General features: G+C 71.3%; 15 protein-coding genes. 1 reads left to right on the top strand and 14 read right to left on the bottom strand.

The features are described 5' to 3' along the window. Window positions 1-18 precede the first annotated feature (18 nt). The 14 genes from NE857_RS17285 to nirB form a co-directional block, all read right to left on the bottom strand. Window positions 19-1257 (bottom strand): site-specific integrase, encoded by a 1239-nt coding sequence (locus tag NE857_RS17285; RefSeq protein ID WP_254416704.1) that lies wholly within the window; start codon window positions 1255-1257, stop codon window positions 19-21. A gap of 169 nt (window positions 1258-1426) precedes the next feature. Further along, complete coding sequence (locus tag NE857_RS17280) at window positions 1427-1873, bottom strand: hypothetical protein (protein ID WP_254416703.1); 447 nt, start codon at window positions 1871-1873, stop codon at window positions 1427-1429. A 142-nt stretch (window positions 1874-2015) separates the two neighbouring features. Further along, the gene (locus NE857_RS17275) at window positions 2016-2339 is read right to left on the bottom strand and encodes a hypothetical protein (protein ID WP_017580146.1); all 324 of its coding nucleotides are present in this window, start codon (window positions 2337-2339) and stop codon (window positions 2016-2018) included. Between the two features lie 219 nt (window positions 2340-2558). Beyond that, on the bottom strand, window positions 2559-6128 hold the full coding sequence (locus tag NE857_RS17270) for a TM0106 family RecB-like putative nuclease (RefSeq protein ID WP_254416702.1): 3570 nt from the start codon (window positions 6126-6128) through the stop codon (window positions 2559-2561). Window positions 6129-6507: 379 nt separating this feature from the next. After that, on the bottom strand, window positions 6508-7263 hold the full coding sequence (locus tag NE857_RS17265; RefSeq protein WP_254416701.1) for a septal ring lytic transglycosylase RlpA family protein: 756 nt from the start codon (window positions 7261-7263) through the stop codon (window positions 6508-6510). 216 nt (window positions 7264-7479) lie between these two features. After that, a complete protein-coding gene (locus tag NE857_RS17260) occupies window positions 7480-8721 on the bottom strand; it encodes a protein-tyrosine phosphatase family protein (protein WP_254416700.1) in 1242 nt (413 codons plus the stop codon). A gap of 270 nt (window positions 8722-8991) precedes the next feature. Beyond that, entirely contained in the window at window positions 8992-9222 is a 231-nt protein-coding gene (locus NE857_RS17255; protein WP_254416699.1) for a hypothetical protein, read from the bottom strand. 116 nt (window positions 9223-9338) lie between these two features. Then, a complete protein-coding gene (locus NE857_RS17250; RefSeq protein ID WP_254416698.1) occupies window positions 9339-10799 on the bottom strand; it encodes a helix-turn-helix domain-containing protein in 1461 nt (486 codons plus the stop codon). Between the two features lie 307 nt (window positions 10800-11106). Then, window positions 11107-11289 (bottom strand): DUF397 domain-containing protein, encoded by a 183-nt coding sequence (locus tag NE857_RS17245; RefSeq protein ID WP_254416697.1) that lies wholly within the window; start codon window positions 11287-11289, stop codon window positions 11107-11109. Next, window positions 11282-11629 (bottom strand): Scr1 family TA system antitoxin-like transcriptional regulator, encoded by a 348-nt coding sequence (locus NE857_RS17240; RefSeq protein WP_254416696.1) that lies wholly within the window; start codon window positions 11627-11629, stop codon window positions 11282-11284. Before NE857_RS17240 ends, NE857_RS17245 begins: the two co-directional genes overlap by 8 nt. Window positions 11630-11957: 328 nt before the next feature. Next, entirely contained in the window at window positions 11958-12653 is a 696-nt protein-coding gene (locus NE857_RS17235; protein WP_254416695.1) for a sirohydrochlorin chelatase, read from the bottom strand. Continuing rightward, window positions 12647-13795, bottom strand: coding sequence for a uroporphyrinogen-III synthase (locus NE857_RS17230; protein WP_254416694.1), 1149 nt, complete (start codon window positions 13793-13795; stop codon window positions 12647-12649). The genes NE857_RS17235 and NE857_RS17230 overlap by 7 nt, the downstream gene beginning before the upstream one ends. Further along, window positions 13792-14232, bottom strand: a complete 441-nt coding sequence (gene nirD / locus NE857_RS17225) for a nitrite reductase small subunit NirD (RefSeq protein ID WP_254416693.1) — start codon at window positions 14230-14232, stop codon at window positions 13792-13794. The genes NE857_RS17230 and nirD overlap by 4 nt, the downstream gene beginning before the upstream one ends. After that, on the bottom strand, window positions 14229-16736 hold the full coding sequence (gene nirB, locus NE857_RS17220) for a nitrite reductase large subunit NirB (protein ID WP_254416692.1): 2508 nt from the start codon (window positions 16734-16736) through the stop codon (window positions 14229-14231). Before nirB ends, nirD begins: the two co-directional genes overlap by 4 nt. 264 nt (window positions 16737-17000) lie before the next feature. Between nirB and NE857_RS17215 the strand changes: the two genes are divergently transcribed. Next, window positions 17001-17903 carry an ADP-ribosylglycohydrolase family protein gene (locus NE857_RS17215; protein WP_254416691.1) on the top strand — a complete coding sequence of 301 codons (903 nt, stop codon included), beginning with the start codon at window positions 17001-17003 and terminating at the stop codon, window positions 17901-17903. Window positions 17904-17958: the final 55 nt, after the last annotated feature.

The following is a 17958-nucleotide window of genomic DNA, read 5'->3' as shown; positions in this document are numbered from 1 at the left end:
ACCTCCCCTGGCGGGGTCTCACAGCCCCAGTCGGGTGACCGCGTTGTCCTCCAGGGGGTTGGCGGTGCGGATGTAGTCGTGGACGGTCTGGGCGTTGGTCCATCTGCCCTGGCGCATGATCTCGCGGTCGGTGGCCCCGCCCAGGGCGGCCTGGGTGGCGAAACCGGCGCGCAGCGAGTGCCCGCCGAAGTCCTTGGGGTCCAGCCCGGCCCGTTGCGCGTAGCGTTTGACCAGGTCCCCCACGGCCTTGGCGGACATGGGGCGCTCGGCCAGGCGCCCGTGCCGGTCCACCCCCGGTAGCAGGGGGCGTTCGGTTCCATCGGACAGTTCCAGGCGCCCCAGGCTTTGGCAGGAGTGCGCGGGTGCGGCCTCGGGTGCGGGCAGGCTGCGCAACCACTCGCGCACCGCTCCCGCTCCCCCGTCGCGGTGCACCACCACCAGCTGTGACCAGTCGGCCAGGGCGCATACCGGGCAGGTGGCGCGGTGGCGACCGCGTGGCAGGGCCACCCTGTGGTTGGCCCGCCCCTCCTGGTCGGTCTTGGTGGCCCACAGTGAGACCACCAGGGTAGGTGCTCCGGACTCGGGGTCGATCCGCAGCTGAAGGTCGTCGAAGCTCAGCCCCGCCAGTTCGGAGCGGCGCAGCGCCCCGGCGAACCCGGTCAGCAGCAGCAGGGCGTCGCGTCTGCGGGCCACTCCCCCGGGATGCCCCTCGGCCGGGCGCACCGCGAGCAGCCTCTCCAGTGTGCTGAGCACCACAGGGGCCTTGCGGTGCGGGCGTGCCTTGCGGGTGCGCGCGATGCCGCGCAGGGTCATGCGCACCACCTCGGCGCGGGTGGGCGAGTCCAGGCCGTGGGCGCCGTGGACCGCGGCGATCGCCGCCGCCCGGCGTTTGAGGGTGGCCGGGGACAGGGCCCAGCGGGCGCCGTCCTCGGTGCGCTGTTCGGCGCAGGCGGCCAGGTAGACGGCCACGTCCACCGCATCGGCTGGAAGGGAGGTGCGTTCCTCGCTCAGGCACCAGGCGCTGAAGGAGGTCCAGTCGGCGCGGTAGGCGCGCAGGGTCGCCGGTGACTGGGCGTTGGTCAGGAAGCGGCCCAGGGTCTGGGCCTGCTCGGTGTCGAAGCGTTCGCGGACCCTTTGCAGGGCGCGGGTGTCCACAAGCACGCTGGGATCCAGGTGCTCCAGGCGGGCGCGTACGGGTGCGGGCAGGGCGAGCTGGGCCCGGGGCGCGGCGGGGTCGGTGGTGTCCACGGGTTCCATTGTGACCGGTGCCCGCGCCCGCGGGTGGCAGGCGGGGCGGGCGGGGCGTACTCGGGTGGGCTCTGGTGCGGCCTCAGGCGGCCAGGTGCTGTGCGGGTGCGGCGCTGTGCGGTACCGGTATCCGGTGCGGTGTTGGTTCCGTGCCGCGGCTGCGGTCGCAGCGGCCGGATCAGCCCGGGGCGGGTGCGACGGTACCGAACAGGTGGGCGCTGAGCGCTTCCCACAGTTCCACGGGTGGGACCACCAGGAGCAGCAGCCCCACCGACAGGGCCAGGGCCACGGTGAAGGCGATCGCGGCCATCTTGCGGCGCAGCACGGCGGCGGTGACGGCGCCCACGGCCGGCACGAGCCAGGCCATGATCAGGAACCAGACCAGGGCGGTGCCGATGGCGCGCACGGCCTCGGCCTGCTGTTCGGCGAGCAGGGCCGGGTCGACCATCGCGCCCGGCTCCATGATGGCCGGGTCGGCGACCATCTCGAAGGCGTTGAGCGCGGTGAAGAGCAGGGCGGCCAGTGCCAGTGGGCTTCCCAGGGCCCACAGCACCCACAGGATCACCCACAGCACGGTGACGCGCCGGTCGGCCGGTTCGGTGAGGGCGATGGGGGTGCGGCTCACCGGCCGTTTCTTCGGTGTCTGCCCTGGTTCGAGGCGGCCCGCGTCCGGGGGGCCGCTCTGGTGCTCGGCGCCCGGAGCGGGCTTTGGGGTCCCCTGCTGGGGTTTGCGGCGGTTACGTTTCTTGGGTGACACGCCCGGGAGCCTACCCGGCCAGCCCGGACAGGTGGATGACCACCACGAACACCACGGGCCAGATCAGCAGGGCCAGCGCCCACAGGGCGGCCTTGCGGTCGCCCGCCACGGTGGCCACGGCCGCGGCAAGGAAGGGGATGCCCACGGCAGCGCCGAAGGCCAGGGTGAACCATTCGGCGGCCGAGCCGGCATGGGAGTCGGCGTCGATCCCCATCAGATAACCGAGGGGGCCCAGGACCAGGGCGAACAGGGCCAGGATGGCGACGACGACACGGATACCGGTGGGGTGGCGGGTGTTGCGGCCACCGCCGGGCGGGGAGGGACGTTCAGACACGGGGGCCGTGGTGCCTTTCGAGAACGGGTGGCGGGCCAGGGCGGCCGGGCCCCGCTCATCGGGTGCGGGGCGGGCCTTGCGGGGCAGGGCACAGCCCGCTCGCGAAAGGCGCCTGGGCGCTCGCGGTCGGGCGTTTGGTGCTCCCTAAAACGTACTCCACCTGGGAGGTGTCCGAAACCCTGGGAGGGGGTGGGCCAGGCGTGGTTCCTCGTGGTCGGGTCAGTGGTCGGGCCAGGGCCGGGCGGAGCTGACCAGCCCGGTGAAGGAGGCCAGCAGGCGGAGTTCGTCGATGGTGCGCGGGGCGGTGGTGAGCAGGTCGGGTGAGTGCACCACCAGGGCCAGGAGCTGGGCGCGCGAGAGGGCGACGTTGAGGCGGTTGCGATCCAGGACGAAAGAGGGGCCGCGGCTGGTCTCGGCGGCGTTGGAGGTGGTCATGGAGCAGATGACGGCGGCGGCTTCCTGGCCCTGGAACTTGTCCACGGTGCCCACCCGCACCCCCTCCAGGGCGGGAGTGTCCTGCTGGGCGTGGGCCAGGGCCTGGCGCAGGGTGCGCACCTGCAGGTTGTAGGGGGCCACCACCAGGATGTCTTGGCCGGTCAGCGGGCGCGGGCCCTGTTCGGGGTCGGTGGTGAGGTGTTCGGTGACCAGGCGGCGGGCGGCGGCCACCACCTGCTCGACCTCTTCGGGGCTGTGGGTGGTACGGCCGCTGTGGTGGACGGGGCTGGTGTACACGCCCGGGGACAGGGTGGAGAGCGTGCGGTGGACGGTGCAGGGGTGGGCTTGGAGGCGTCCCTGGTAGGACAGGGCCGAGACGGGGGCACACACCGCGGGGTGCATGCGCCGGGTCTGGTCCAGGAAGTAGCCCAGGGCGGGGTCGATGATGGCTGCTTCGCCCATCAGGTGTTGCAGGGCCGAGGCGTCGGCGCCCTCGGAGTGCACGCCCTGGACGACCTGGGGTAGTTGTTGGGGGTCGCCGAGCAGGACGAGGTTGTGGGCTGAGGCGGACACGGCCAGGGTGTCGGCCAGGGCGAACTGTCCGGCCTCGTCGATGATCATCACGTCCAGGGGGTCGGCGATGGTGTCGGCGCCGGACATGCCCCAGGCGGTGCCGCCGATCAGTACGGGGTGGCCCTGGGCGGTGTTCTTGCTGCGCCAGTTGGCGAGGACCTGTTGGCTGGAGGGCTGGTACCAGGGGGCGTCGGGGTCCTTCTTGCCGCCGCGGGGGCGTTTGGCGGCGGCCACGTTCAGGCCCTGCTGCCCGGCGGCGCGCAGGGCGGCGGCCATGACGTTCTCCACGGCCTTGTGGCCGGTGGAGCACACGCCCACGCTGCGTCCTTCCTTGATCAGGTGGGTGATGAGTTGGGCGGCCAGGTAGGTTTTTCCGGCTCCGGGCGGGCCTTGGACGGCCAGGTAGGAGTGGTCCAGGCGGTCCACGGCGCTGATGGCGGCGCTGATCAGGTCGCCTTCGACGGCTTCGGGGAGCGGGCCGGGCGGGTTGAGGCGGGGCGGGATGCGGCGTAGGGCGTCAAGGCCCGGGTGGTGGGGCCAGGTGGGCAGCTCGGCCACGGCGGTGTGGGCGACCGTTTCCAGGGCGCCGTCCTTGGGTTTGGGGTCCACCGGTGAGCCGGGCAGGACCGCGACGGGGGCGCGGGAGGAGATGTCTTCGGGGGCGGCTGTTTCCAGCAGGGTCAGGGAGTCGGGTTCGGCCTTGGTGACCTTGGCGGGGCGGGTGGTGGCCCCCTGCCCCGGCGCGCCGGGGTGGAGCAGGTGCACGCTCTCGCCCAGGGTGAAGGGGTTGGGGTGGGCGCGGTCCAGGCGCATGGCCACCTCGCGGCGGGCGTTCTTGCGTCGGCCGGTGGGCTCTTCCCACTCGCCCACGTGGACCTGCCAGGGCACCGCGCAGTTGCTGTCGGTCTCCAGGTCGGTCAGGGGTGCGCTCTGGCGTTGGAAGTGTTCGCGCCAGGGCGGGGTGTTCTCGCGCTGGTAGTAGCCGACCAGGGCGGCCAGCGCGGCCCGGGGGTGGTCCTGGGGGGCGCGCTGGGCCGGGTCTTGGGGGACCTGGTCCAGCAGGGGCTGGGTCAGGGCGGCGTGGCGGGCGGCCTTCTCGGCGCGCTTTTGGGCCCGCTCGGCCTCCTCCTCGGAGAGTTCGAACTGGATCAGGGGCCGGTCGGTGATGCCCTGCTCGGTGCGCCTGTCCTCCAACCAGTCGCGCAGGCGTGCGGTGGAGTGGCAGTCGTCGCGGTTGTAGTCGGCGATGTCGGCCAGCACCTGGGCGGCGGCCCGGATGTCGTCGGCCTCGCGGGCGGCCAGGTAGGCGGCGTAGGCGTCGATGCTGGAGGCGGCGGTGGTCACATCTCCCTGGCGTGAGGTGTCCAGGTAGAGGGGTTCCAGGTACTTGATGGAGTAGGAGCGCTGGGACACGCGCAGGCTCTTCTTGACCACGGTGAACAGGTCGATGAGGCGGTTCTCCCGCAGCAGCCGGTCGACCTGTTCCTCTCGGGTGTTGAACTCCGAGCTCAGGTGCTTGAGCCGGTCCACCTCGTAGGAGGCGTAGTGGTAGATGTGCGCGTTCTCGTCGGCGTCGATGCGTGCGGTGGCGAAGTCGACGAAGTCCTCCAGGGCCTTTTTCTCCTGGGCGCGGTCGTGGGCCCAGAAGGCGTGGAAGGTTTCGCGGCCGCTCTCGTCCTCGGTGGTGGCGCCGAACAGGTACTCCAGGCCGCGCTCGCCCTGGCGGGAGTGGTAGGGGTAGCCCTCCATGTCGAAGAAGACATCGCCCGGGCTGGGGGCGGGCAGGGTGGCCAGCCCGTCGGGGGAAAACACCTCGGCGGTGACGGTGCCCTGGGGGTTGGCGGGGGTGCGGGTGGTGTCCTGGCGTACCTGCAGGGCGGCCTGGGCGCGTAGCTGGTCGAAGGAGCGGCGCGGCAGGGTGGCGGGTCGGGCCTGGTCGGGGGCGCAGGCCAGGGCGTCGATGGTGGCCAGGCCGGCGTCGGTGAGTTTGGCGGCCTGGTCGGTGCGCAGCCCTGCGACCAGGGACAGGTGGCGGGCGGCGGTGCGTCCCTGGGAGCACCAGGTGTTGTAGCCGCAGCCCTCACAGGCGGGGCGGGGTTGGCCCCAGGTGGGGGTGGGCAGTGCTGGTTCGGTCGCCAGGTGGGTCAGCAGGCGGTCGGTGATGGTGGTCAGGATGGGGGTGAACTCGGCGGTGGGCAGGGTGTGGGTGCGGCTGTCACCGGTGAGCAGGTGCATGTGTTCGGGGGTGTGCCCGTGCAGGACGGCCACGGCCTGGGCGTAGGCGGCCAGCTGGACCACCGCGGCGGGGCCGGGGCGGCGGGCGAGTTTGGTGTCCCAGGGCTCGTAGGTGAAGGGGGTGGCAGCCTCGGGGCGGGGGGCGCCGGTGGCGGGGTCCACATCGGAGCGGATGAGGAAGTCGGCGCGCCCGTGGAAGGCCACACCTTCGGTGAGGGGGTGGTGGAAGCAGGCCTGGTAGATGACGGGGGCGCCGGCGTTCATGGCCTGGGCGGTCTGGTGTGCGGCGCGGGCCAGGGAGTGGTCGTCGGGTCGGGGTTCCTCGACGCGGATCAGGTCGTCACCGAACAGGGCGGTGAGGCGTTCGAGTTCGGCCTTTTCGTGCAGGTCGCCGTGGTGGGCGACCAGTTCGTCGACCTTCTCGGGTCGGGGTGCTCCGGTCAGGTTCGCGGCCAGGGCGCTCTTGAGGGCGCTGCGGTGGTCGCACTCCAGTGTGTCGACGAGGTCGGTGGGCGAGACGACCCAGCCGGTGGTGGTGCGGAACAACGCCCGACTCCCCTTGGTGTTGTGGTGGCCGCAGAGGCTGCTTGGCCTGTGGCGGTGGTGGTGGGTGGGGATTGTGCCACGCCTGGGTGACGTGCGGGGGCTCACACACGCGGGTGGTTAGGGGGTGGTGTGGGGTGCGGGTGTGGCCTTGGGGGTGGATTCTACGTGGGGTCTGCGGGGTGTGGTGGTTGATCGGCGCAGGTGGGGTCGGGGCAGGGTGTTTGGCCCGCGCAGGGGTTGGCGGTGCCTCGTGGAACAGCGGGTCGAACTATCCGGCGGTGTCCCACGGGTGGACGGGGCCGGTGGCGGGTGGAGGAGACGGCGACGCGCCCCGGACCAGGTGGTCCGGGGCGCGTGCGCGTGCTTGGTGTGTGGGTGGCTATCCCACGACCTCCCAGGCGACGGTGCCCACACCGGCGCCGGTGCCGATGATCTCGTCGAAGGCGGCGGTGGACAGGTCCAGGCAGCGACCGGCGATGAAGGGGCCGCGGTCGTTGATGCGTACCGTCACCGACTTGCCGTTGTTGGGGTTGGTCACCTTGACCATGGTGTTGAAGGGCAGCGTCTTGTGCGCGGCCGTCATGCCGTAGGTGTCGAAGGTTTCGCCGTTGGCGGTGGTGGCGCCGTGGAAGCCGTCGCCGTAGAAGGAGGCTTCACAGGTGCCGCCCTGGCCGGTGCCTTCGGAGGCGGCCGAGTCGCTGGAGGGGGCCTCGGATTCGGGCTCCTCCTCGGGTTCGGGTTCGGGTTCCTCGCGGATGCCCGAGCCCGTGGCGGTCAGTGACTGGGGCGCCGCGGCCTGGGAGCGCTCCTGGGCGTCCTGGGCCGGCTCGGGGGCCTCCTCGATGTCCTCCACGCTCAGGGTCTGGGTCTGGGCCTGCGGGATCCCGGCTGCGCTGGTGGCGCTGTGCGGATCGCCGCCCGAGACGATGACGGCCGCTGCCGCGGTGCCGCCCACGACCAGGGTCAGGCTGGCGGCCGAGGCCACGACCAGGGCGCGCTTTTTGCGCGAGCGTGAGCGCGCCGCGGCCTGGCGCGGGCCCACGGCGTGCGCGGCCTCGGTGGCCGCTCCGTACTCGCCTTCGTACTGGGCCTGGGGGCCGTCAGCGGGTGGGATCTGGGGCTCGTGTTTGCCCACAACACAGTCCTTCGAACGGGAACAGAGGCGTGGCGGTCGCCTCCCGGCGCTGTGCCGGGCAGGGCGTGGTGCGCCAGGTGGTGCGGGCCCCGTGAGAAGGGTGGGGCCGGGCGCGCCGGAGGTGGGACCGCCGGTGGCATCGCACGGGGTCTGAGCGCAGAGCCTAGGGGTAACGCGAGAGTAACGGTACCGGAAAGTGCCGCTTTGTGTAACTTGTCACCCGCTGACCTTGACTTTGCGCAGCTCAGGGCGGCGCGGGGGAAGCCCTTGGGGGAACAGGGCCGCCGCCGGATCGGGCAGTTCCAGACCGCTGAGCTCGGCCACCGCCCTGGACAGGGTGGGGTTGTCCAGGTGCCCGCCCACCGCGTGGATGAGTGTGGTCATGCTGGCCAGGGGCGGCGCTCCCAGGGCGGCGCTGGCATAGCGGGCGGCCACGGCCGGGGTGCGCGAGGCACCCGCCCAGCAGTGCAGCAGTACCCGCTTGCCCTCCGCCCGCAGACCCGCCACCGCCGCGGCGGCCTCGTCCAGGGTGAAGTGCAGGTTGGAGTTCTTGCCGGGGGTGTCGTGCAGCCACACCCGAACCCAGTCCGGTCCGGCCAGGTGGGGTGCGTCGCTGGGGTGGGTGCGGCACAGCGAGACGGCCGCGTCCACACTGCCCGGGTGGGTGCGCAGGTAGTCCAGGTTTCCGAGCAGCACCTGGGGGTCCAACGGGTGGGGCACGGCGAAGGGCGGCAGGCGCTGTCCGGGCCGGTCCCGGATGGGCCGCTGGGGCCACCGATCGGGATGAGGGCCCTGCAACGCGACCAGGGCGGCGCTGGTCAGCGCGTGGGGATCGGTGTGTTCACTCAGCCTGCGCAGGGCCTGCAGGGGAAGGGCCGAGCACCCCCACCGCGCCCCGGCCAGGGCTCCGGCGTACATCGCGGCCAGGTCACCGCAGGCGTGGTAGGCCGACCAGACGGCCTCCACCAGGTGCGCGCAAGCAAAAGAGCTCTGCGCGGGATCGTGCGCGGGCTCGGGGGTGCGGGTCAGGGCCTGCCAGGAGGCGCCCAGAGGGTCGTCGTTGGTGGTGTGCTCCAGCTCGGGTTCGGTGGTGGGCGCAGCCCCGGTCGCCACCAGCGAGCCCAGCACCCGCACCCAGGCACGGTGCACCGGATCGGCCACACCGGCAGCGGGATCGTGGGCCGGGGTGAGGGGCGCGGTGGCGGCCGCGTTGGTCCTCGGGGCGCTGGCAGGGGTGGTGGTCAGAGCGGTGCGGGTCAGGTGGGCCAGCAGCGCGGCTTCGCCCCGAGCGCCCCGACCGGGGGTGGCCGGTGCGAGGGCGGTGGTGGTGAAACGGTGGGACAGGGCGGTGGGGGCGCCGACCAGGGCAGCGGCGGCCACCGCGCCCAGCAGGGCGCCGACGGCGCGGTCGTGGGTGGGCTCTTCGACAGGGCGCGAGGGGGTGGGTGCTGAGAGCACGGCTGTCCTCTGTGAAGGGGGTGGGACCGGGTGGGGGCGGGCCGACCGGAGCGGGGCCGGGCCGGGCTCACCGGTGGTCTTCCCAGCAGAGGTGGATTTTGCCCGCGAATGGTTGATTGTTGCCGATTGTGGCCATACATGTGCACTCGGCGGTCTCAGCGGGCACCGCCCGCCCGTCACACCCCCTCGGTCAAGCGCTCTGGCACTGTGGGCAGGACAGGAACCCCACGTGCTGGGGTAGGGGCAGTGTCCACCGGCCCGCTGGGTCTCCTACGGCAAGGGTTTCTCGTATCGGGTGACCGGGTGCCCGGTGGAATCCGGGCCGAAAGTGACCTGCTCGCGCGGGTGGTAGCGGCGTTGTTCGTCGTAGGCGCGCAGGCGGTGGTTGGTGGACACACGGTCCAGGCGCACCCAGGTGTGGTGCTGGGCGCTGGCCCTGCTCTCGACCCAGACCAGCAGGTGAGCGACCAGGCCCTGGCCGGAGGCGGATCTGTCGACCATGTTCCTGTGTCCGTTGCCCTGAAACGGGTGCGTGCACCTGTTTTCCACCCGCACGCCGGGCTGGCGGGGCGCTTGGGGGCATGCTGAGGTGGGCGCAAACGGAGCTTGCCCCGATATCAGGAAGACACCAAAACTCGCCCGTGCCGCCACGGTGGGCGGGCAGGGCTGTGGATAACTGGCTCTCCTGCGGGGGCGTCGGGGGCGGTGGGCTTGGGGGCCTGCTTGATCCGCTCCCGGGCCCAGGCAGCCAGGACTTGGGCGTTGGGCGCCAGCTCCGAGCCGGCGCGGAGCCACAGGCCGCCCTTGAGGACCGGCTCCTCGGCAGGGGTGCTCCCGGTGCCGTTCAGGGAGACGGCCATGCGTCCCAACGTCTGCGGGTCCAAGGCGGCATCCTCTGGTGGGGCGGGCTCCGGGGGCTTTGGCAGCAACACGCCCGGGGGTGATGCGTTGAGTTCCGCCACGGCTTCGGGCAGGAGCTGGCCGGGCTCCGATCGGCACAGCCGCCCGCAGATCGAGCAGGTGCCACCGGGGACGTTGCGCGTGCTCTTGTGCTCGGGGCAGGTGCCGGTGGCCTTGCCCTGGTGGTCCACCGGGAACTGCTCCGGCTGGGTGTCCGGGGCGCTCTGGCCCAGCACCGGCCATGACGGGGTGGGCAGGCTTGGTCCGTGGACGCCTCGGCCCAGAGCGCCGCTCAGGTAGCGATGCGCGGCGCTCATGTCGCACAGCCGCCGCATCAGCGCCGGGAAGGGGCGCCGCAACCGCTCCATCCCCCACAGCAGCGCCCGCACCTCGGCCTCACCCAACCCCTGGCGCAGGAGCTTTTCCACCGCCAGCGCCAACCGCTCCCGGTCCGCCACCGGGTTGGCCAAAAATATGTTCGGAATTCGATCAATAATCCCGAAGAGGCCACCCCTGGGCTTTTGTCGGGTTTGCTCTCCTGTGCTTGAGGTGCCACGGACGGAACCATCCGCCTCGGTATCAGAACAGTCCCCAGGGGAAGAGTCTGTAGACCAATCTGAACTGGGGGCCCGACCAATCTGAGCTGGGGTGCCGGTGCGCTTCAACGAGGGTCGATTGTGCGCGTTGAGAGGTTCCTCCCCCAGTTTGGCGCGGCAGGCGTTGATGTCTGCGAGCACCAACTCGGGGTAGTCCTCAGCCGGGATGAGAAGCTCCAGCACACACGGCAGCTGATACACAGAGCGGCCGCGCTTGATGTCCTCGGCGAAGAAATCGATGGTCTCCGAGCGCGTGAGCTTGCGGACGATACCCGCCTCGACCAAGTCCTCGATGCCGCGCTTGAGACTGCTGACGCTCAGCTTGCCGCAGCGTTGGGCCAGGTTCTCCAGGAAGAAGAAACACCACCGGCCGTCGGCGTCGACCGCGTTGGCGATGGCCATCAGCGCCGCCAGCGAGCGCAGCGAGGGCAGTAGACCCTTGCTGAAGATCTGCTGAACCCAGATGGCGAGGATGAACCCGATCCCCTTGAACGCACCAGGGGGACGCTTGCGGGACGGAGAGAACCCGATCGGATTCGGAGTTTCGGATGTGCTTGAGGGGTGCGTGAGGGTAGACTCCACGACGAGTCGCCTTCCTGGGCTAAGCAGGGCGTGGCTCAGTCGACAAACCTGTTTGCGCAGGCGTCGGCCACAACCCGACCAGGTGTTGTCAGCACCGGGTCGGGTTTTTTTCTGGACGCGATCCAACCTAGCGAGGCGAACAAGAGTTCGCAGGGTTTTCTCTCAAATCCGCACACGAGAGAGATCCGAAGAACAACCCGCAAACCCAAAAAGCGAAACTCACCCCACTTGGCCCGTTTTGCGAAAGCTCCCTTTTCCCACAAAAAAGGCCCTCCGTCGAAACGAAGGGCCGTCGGGGGATCTGAGGTCAACGGGCCTGGGAACGCACCCCGCAGAGCAGAGCCGCCCACTCCTGCGAAGCGAAGCTCAGATGCCCGGCCTCGCGGTTCTGGGTGTCACGCACATCCGCACCAGCAGCGCCCTGCCGAGCCTCCACACAGTTGGCCCCACCGTCGGAGTAGGTGCTCTTGTGCCAGGTGGATTTACTCATCGTCCAACTTCCTAAGCTCCGCCTTCAGCCTCGTCAAGGTGGCTTCAGGCCCCATCGCCGCGCTCTGCAGGGCGGCGAACTGCATCCGCCAGTTCGCTGTCTCCGTGGTGTTGGTGACGATCTGGCCCTCACGGGCGCTTTCGGCAAACATGACATCCGGGAGAGACTTCGTGGTGATCAGCTTAAAGGGACCAGAGGTCCCGGGGTGTGGGGGTGTGTCCATGGGGATCAGCTGCAAGGTGACCCTGCCACTCTCCACCAACCCAGTGACCAGCGACAGCTGCCTGCGCGCCGCCGACCACGCCTTCGAGGACCTCCACACCTGGATAGGTGCGGGCAACCCGCTCCCCCAGCCGGACCCACCGAAGCCCGCTGCTCCCCCGCAGCGGGCTCCCGGCATGAGAGCGCCCTGGACCAGGCCCCACGCCTTGGCGCTGAAGCAGAGAGCGCCCCACCCCGAAGGCTTTGTGACGAGCCCTGCCCGTGCAGACTCACGCACATCTGGCTTTGTCGCGATCTCGGGATCCCGGAAATCCTGACTGGCCGATAACTCGATCAGCCGAAGGTACGTCAGCCCTGATGCCCTAAGGGCTTGATGGGCCTGCGCGACCCTCCCCCCTCCGGGGGTGGTGACCCGCAGCGGATACACGCCTGCGGCAAGGCCGCGCTCAGGTACGGGCGGGCTGGGGAACAGCGGCGCGCAGGTAGCGGTCGGCCACCGCGTGGGCCACGGCCCGGTCCGGGCACAGGGGCGCGGCGACCGCGTCGGCGCCCGATTCCTTGAGACGGTCGTGGAACAGGCCCGGTGCCAGCAGCCAGGTGGCCACGCTGACGCGGCGATGGCCCGCAGCGCGGAGTTCGGCGACCTTGTCGGCCACCGAAGGGGTGCTGGTGGCGGCGTAGGCCAGGTGGACGGGCTCGCCCGTGCGTTGGGACAGGCGCTGGGCGGCCTGGTCGAGTTCGGCCTGGGCGTGGGGGTCGGAGGTGCCCGCGCACGCCAGGATCAGGGCGTCGCCGCTCTGGTACCCGGCCTGGGTGAGGCGGCGTAGGGCGGTGGCCAGCAGGGCGGGGTGCTCGCCCAGGGCCGGGGTGATGACGGCGTCGGTGCGGCCCGCCTGGAGGAGTTGGTCGGGGATGTCGGTGCGTACGTGGTAGCCCGAGGCCAGGAAGGCGGGCACCACGACCAAAGGGCCGGGGGTTTCGGCGGCGACCTCGGTGACGTTGGGGTGGGTGACGTCGGCGAAGGCCAGGCGGGTGGGGCGGTGGGTCACCTCGGCCACGCGCAGGGCCAGGGAGTGGGCGATGGCGGTGCCGCGGGGTGAGCGGGTGCCGTGCATGACCAGCAGCAGGGTGGGGTTCAGCATGGGTGGGAGTCCAGGGCCAGGCGGTAGCCGCGTTTGACGACCGTTTGGATGATCTTGGGGTCGCCCAGGGCGGTGCGCAGACGGGCCACGGCCGTTTCGACGGCGTGGGCGTCGGCGTCCTCGCCCAGGCAGGTGAGCAGGTGGGCGCGGTCGCGGACCTGGCCGGGGCGGTGGGCCAGGGCGCGCATCAGGCGCATCAGGGTGGGCGAGAGGGTGTGGACGGTGCCGTCGACCAGGACGGCGTGGCCGCGCAGCCGTAGGCGGTGTCCGGCCACGTTGAGGGTGGGGAAGCGGGCGGGGAGTTCTTCGGTGAGTTTGCGGACCTGGGCGCCGATGCGTGCGCGGTCGGGCCACACGGTGGGGATGTCGTGGGCCATCAGGGGGCGTGCGGTGACCGGTCCCACGCACAGGCAGAGCACGTGGCCGCGCAGGGCGCCGATGAGGGCGTGTTGTTGGCCGGTGGTGTGGGCGCGGGCGAGGAGTCCGGCGGCGGCCGGGGCGCTGGTGAAGGTGACGGCGTCCACTCCCCCGGTGGTGACGGCCTCGATGAGGCGGTCCAGGGGTTCGGTCTGTTCGGGTTGGGTCCAGCGGTAGACAGGGACCTCGATGACTTCGGCTCCGGCCAGGCGTAGGGCGGCGGTGAAGTCGGGTAGGGGTTCGCCGTGGAGTTGGATGGCCACGCGTAGGCCTTGGACGCCGTGTTCGAGGAGGTAGTCCAGGACTTCGGCGGAGGATTCTGAGGGTGGGGACCATTCCTCGTTGAGTCCGGCGGCGCGGATGGCGCCTTTGGCTTTGGGGCCGCGGGCGAGCAGGCGTGAGGATTTCATGCTGGTCAGGAGGGGTTCGGCCATGCCCCAGGTTTCGCAGGCCTCGACCCAGCCGCGGAAGCCGATGCCGGTGGTGGCGATGACGACGTCGGCGGGGGTGCGGGTGAGTTGTTCGGAGACCGAGGCCAGGCGTTGGTCGTCGCTCAAGGGGACGATGCGCAGGGCGGGTGCGGCGATGACCTGGGCGCCCTTGCGGTGGAGCAGGGCGGTGAGTTCCTCGGCGCGGCGGGCGGCGGTGACGGCGACGGTGAACCCGGCCAGGGGTGCGGTGGTGGCCTCGCTGGTGGTCGGTGAGGCGGGCACGGCAGTGGTCATGGGGTCCCCTGTTCGGCGCGTGTGGTGCTCTGGGCGGGGTCGGAAGCGTTCTGGGTGGGGTGCGGGGTGGTGGCGATCTGTACGTTCTCGCCGTCCACGCGTACCGGCCAGGTGTTCAGGCGCACGTCGGGGGTGTCCAGGCTCTGGCCGGTGGTCAGGGAGAACACGTGCTTGAGCATGGGTGAGGCCACGGTGGGTTCTCCGGCGCGGTCGCCGACGATGCCGCGGGAGATGACGGTGGCGCCGGTGTGCGGGTCGAGGTTGTCCACGGCGTACAGGTGGTGGTCGCGGGTGGTGAAGAGGGCGACCTGGTGGCCGTCGGGCAGTAGGACGGCCAGGCCGATGCCGGGTTCGAGGCGGTGCTGGGGGCAGGCGTGGATCCAGCCGGTGGTGGTTTCGCTCGACTCCTGGGTGGTGGTGTGGGCGAGGACGCTCATCGGGTGCTCTCCTTGCTGGTGCGGGGGGTGGGCATGCCCAGTGGGGTGGGGGCGCCGGGCACGGGCTGGTCGCGGGTGGTGGTGAAGCTGATGGTGGGGTCGGGGGTGGTGGGGGCGTTGGTGAAGGACTCGAAGCGGGCGAGCTTGTCGGGGTCGTTCAGCACGGCCGCCCATTCGTCGGTGTAGGAGTCCACGTGCTGGGCCATGGCTTCCTCCAGTTCCTGGGCGATGCCCAGGCTGTCGTTGACCACGACCTCGCGCAGGTGGTCCAGGCCGCCCTCCATGGCCTCGATCCAGGGCGCGGTGCGCTGGAGGCGGTCGGCGGTGCGGATGTAGAACATCAGGAAGCGGTCGATGTAGCGGATGAGGGTGTCCTCGTCCAGGTCACCGGCGAGCAGCTGGGCGTGGCGAGGGGTGAAGCCGCCGTTGCCTCCCACGTACAGGTTCCAGCCGGTCTCGGTGGCGATGATGCCGAAGTCCTTGCCGCGGGCCTCGGCGCACTCACGGGCGCACCCGGAGACGGCGGACTTGAGTTTGTGGGGTGAGCGCAGGCCCCGGTAGCGCTCCTCCAGGCGGATGGCCAGTCCGACGGAGTCCTGGACGCCGTAGCGGCACCAGGTGGTGCCCACACACGACTTCACCGTGCGCAGGGACTTTCCGTAGGCGTGGCCGGACTCGAACCCGGCCTCGACCAGGCGGGTCCAGATGGCGGGCAGCTGTTCCAGGCGGGCGCCGAACAGGTCGATGCGCTGGCCGCCGGTGATCTTGGTGTAGAGGTCGAAGTCGCGGGCGACCTCGCCGATCACGATGAGCTTGTCGGGGGTGATCTCGCCGCCGGGGATGCGCGGCACCACCGAGTAGGTGCCGTTGCGCTGCAGGTTGGCCAGGTAGCGGTCGTTGGTGTCCTGCAGGGTGGCGCTCTCCCCGTCCAGGATGTGGCCGCCGCCCAGGGAGGCCAGGATCGAGGCCACCGCGGGCTTGCAGATGTCGCAGCCGTGTCCGGTGCCGTGTGCGTCGATCAGCGCGGAGAAGGTCGTGGTGCCGGTGGCGCGGATGATCTCCAGTAGTTCGGTGCGCGACTGGGTGAAGTGTTCGCACAGGGCCTTGGACTGGGTGATGCCGGCCTGGGTGAGGATCTGCTTGAGCATGGGCACGCACGAGCCGCAGCTGGTGCCGGCCCGGGTGCAGGACTTGAGTTCGGCCACGTCGTGGGCGCCGCAGGCGATGGCCTCGCTGACCTCGCCCTTGGTGACGGCGTTGCACGAGCAGATCTGTGCGGAGTCGGGCAAGGCGTCGGCGCTGAGCCCTTCGCCGTCGGGGGTGATCAGGGCCAGGGGGGCGCCGGGCAGGGGCGAGCCGACCAGGGGGCGCAGGGTGGCGTAGGCGGAGGCGTCGCCGACCAGGATGCCGCCCAGCAGGGTGGTGGCGTCGTCGGAGAGGACGAGTTTGGCGTAGCGGCCGCTGGCGGCGTCGTTGACGACCACGTCCAGGGCGCCGGGGGTGCGGCCGTGGGCGTCGCCGAAGCTGGCCACGTCCACGCCCAGGAGTTTGAGTTTGGTGGAGGTGTCGGCGCCGGTGAAGGTGGCCGCTCCGCCCACAAGTCGGTCGGCCAGGACCTCGGCCATGGCGTTGCCGGGGGCGATGAGTCCGTAGACGGTGCCGCGGTGGTGGGCGGCTTCGCCGATGGCGTGGATGTGGGCGTCGCTGGTGGTGCAGGTGTCGTCGATGACGATGCCGCCGCGTTCGCCCACGGTGAGTCCGGCGCCGCGGGCCAGGTCGTCGCGGGGGCGGATGCCCACGGAGAAGACGACCATGTCGGCGTCCAGGTGGTTGCCGTCGGCCAGGGCCAGGCGGGCGGCGCGACCGTCGGGGCCTGCTTGGACGGCGGTGGAGGCGGTGCCGGTGTGCACGTTCACGCCCAGGTCGGTGACCAGGTTCTGCAGCAGGGCTCCGGCGCCCTGGTCGATCTGGGCGGGCATCAGGTGGGGTGCGAGTTCGACGACGTGGGCGCTCACACCCAGCAGGCGCAGGGCGTTGGCCGCTTCCAGTCCGAGGAGTCCGCCGCCGATGACCACGCCGGTCTTGGCGTTCTCGGCGTCGGCGGTCAGGTCGTCCAGGTCCTCGATGGTGCGGTAGACGTGGCAGCCGGGCAGGTCGTGGCCGGGGATGGGGGGCACGAAGGGGGTGGATCCGGTGGCCAGGACCAGGCGGTCGTAGGGCAGGACGCGGCCGGAGGCGGTGGTGACGGTGCGTGCGGCGCGGTCGATGGCGGTGGCCTGTTCGGACACGTGCACGTCCACGCCGGGGCCGCGCAGGTCGCCCAGGGACAGGTCCTGGGCGCTGGCGCCGTCGAGGTAGGTGGACAGGGCGACGCGGTCGTAGGCGGTGCGGGGTTCCTCGCCCACCACGGTGATGTGCCAGTGGTGGGCGGTGTCGCGGTCGCGGAGGGCCTCGACGAGCCGGTGGCCGACCATGCCGTTGCCGATGACGACGAGTTCTTCCATGGGGCGGCTCCTCCTGCGGGCTGCGGGGTCGGACGCTTTTCAGGTAACCGGCAGGGTGTTACCCGTGAGTTGGGGGTAGGTGTCGGGGATGTTTCGTTGTGCTGTCACCGCAGGTGAAAAACGCGTGATCGGTGGAGGGTGGTGTGGAGTGGGTGCCCGGTCTGTGGTGCCGAGGGGTTGCGGGGTGGAGGGTCGGGAGGGTGTTCGCGGGCGGGGCCTGGGGCATGGACAGTCGGGGTCGGGTTGTCCAGGATGGGAGGCGATATGCACACCATCGACATCGCGCGCCCGGTGCGCGCTCTTGCCTCCCTGTCCGCTCTGGCCGTGGGTGATGCCTTCGGCTCCCAGTTCTTCGTCCCTGACAACCGCTCTTTCCTGACCGGGCGGGAGCTGCCGCCCGGCCCGTGGCAGTGGACCGACGACACCGAGATGGCGGCGTCGGTCTATGCCGAGGTCGTGCGCGGCGGGGCCGTGGACCCCGATCGCCTGGCGGCTTCCTTCGCCCGCCACCACGACTTCGACCGCGGGTACGGGCCCGCGACCGGTCGGATGCTGCGGCTGGTGCGTGAGGGCGGTGACTGGCGGTCGTTGGCCTCGGAGCTGTTCGAGGGGTCGGGCTCCTTCGGTAACGGGGCGGCGATGCGGGTGGCTCCGTTGGGTGCCTGGTACGCCGAGGACCTGGACGAGGTGGTGGAGCAGGCCGCTGTGAGCGCGCGCGTCACCCACACCCACCCCGAGGCGGTGGACGGTGCCGTCGCGGTGGCGGTGGCCGCGGCCTTGGTGGCGCGGCGCGAGACGATGGGCGCCGGATCGTTCCTGGACCGGGTGGTGGAGCACCTGCCCCAGGGGCGGGTGCGTGAGGCGGTGCGCGACGCCCGGGCTCTGCTGATCACCTCCAACCCGCTGGGGGTGGCCGCGGAGCTGGGCAACGGGTCCGGGGTCAGCGCCCTGGACACGGTGCCCTTCGCGTTGTGGGCGGTGGCCCGGTACCGGTCGGGGCTGGCCGCGGCGTTGTGGGCCACGGTGGCCCCGGGCGGGGACATGGACACCACCTGCGCGATCGTGGCGGGCATCCTGGGGGCGGGGCTGCCTGAGGGGGCGATCCCCCGGGAGTGGTCCGGGCGCACCGAGCCACTGCCCGGCTGGGCGCTGGCCGCCGCCCCCTGATGATGTGCCTTGGCGCCCGCGCCTGGTGTGTGCGTGCGCTGAGGGTCAGGTGCTC

It is taken from the genome of Nocardiopsis exhalans, from assembly GCF_024134545.1.
In the GTDB taxonomy this organism is placed as follows: domain Bacteria; phylum Actinomycetota; class Actinomycetes; order Streptosporangiales; family Streptosporangiaceae; genus Nocardiopsis; species Nocardiopsis exhalans.
The sequence above is the reverse complement of the archived record's forward strand: the minus strand, read 5'-3'. Positions and strand labels throughout refer to the sequence as shown.

Bases quoted from the DNA above. Each gene is read 5' to 3' on its own strand.
- NE857_RS17285 (WP_254416704.1), bottom strand. From the start codon at position 1,257: ATGGAACCCGTGGACACCACCGACCCCGCCGCGCCCCGGGCCCAGCTC.
- NE857_RS17255 (WP_254416699.1), bottom strand. From the start codon at position 9,222: ATGGTCGACAGATCCGCCTCCGGCCAGGGCCTGGTCGCTCACCTGCTG.
- NE857_RS17245 (WP_254416697.1), bottom strand. From the start codon at position 11,289: ATGAGTAAATCCACCTGGCACAAGAGCACCTACTCCGACGGTGGGGCC.
- NE857_RS17235 (WP_254416695.1), bottom strand. From the start codon at position 12,653: ATGCTGAACCCCACCCTGCTGCTGGTCATGCACGGCACCCGCTCACCC.
- NE857_RS17230 (WP_254416694.1), bottom strand. From the start codon at position 13,795: ATGACCACTGCCGTGCCCGCCTCACCGACCACCAGCGAGGCCACCACC.
- nirD (WP_254416693.1), bottom strand. From the start codon at position 14,232: ATGAGCGTCCTCGCCCACACCACCACCCAGGAGTCGAGCGAAACCACC.
- nirB (WP_254416692.1), bottom strand. From the start codon at position 16,736: ATGGAAGAACTCGTCGTCATCGGCAACGGCATGGTCGGCCACCGGCTC.
- NE857_RS17215 (WP_254416691.1), top strand. From the start codon at position 17,001: ATGCACACCATCGACATCGCGCGCCCGGTGCGCGCTCTTGCCTCCCTG.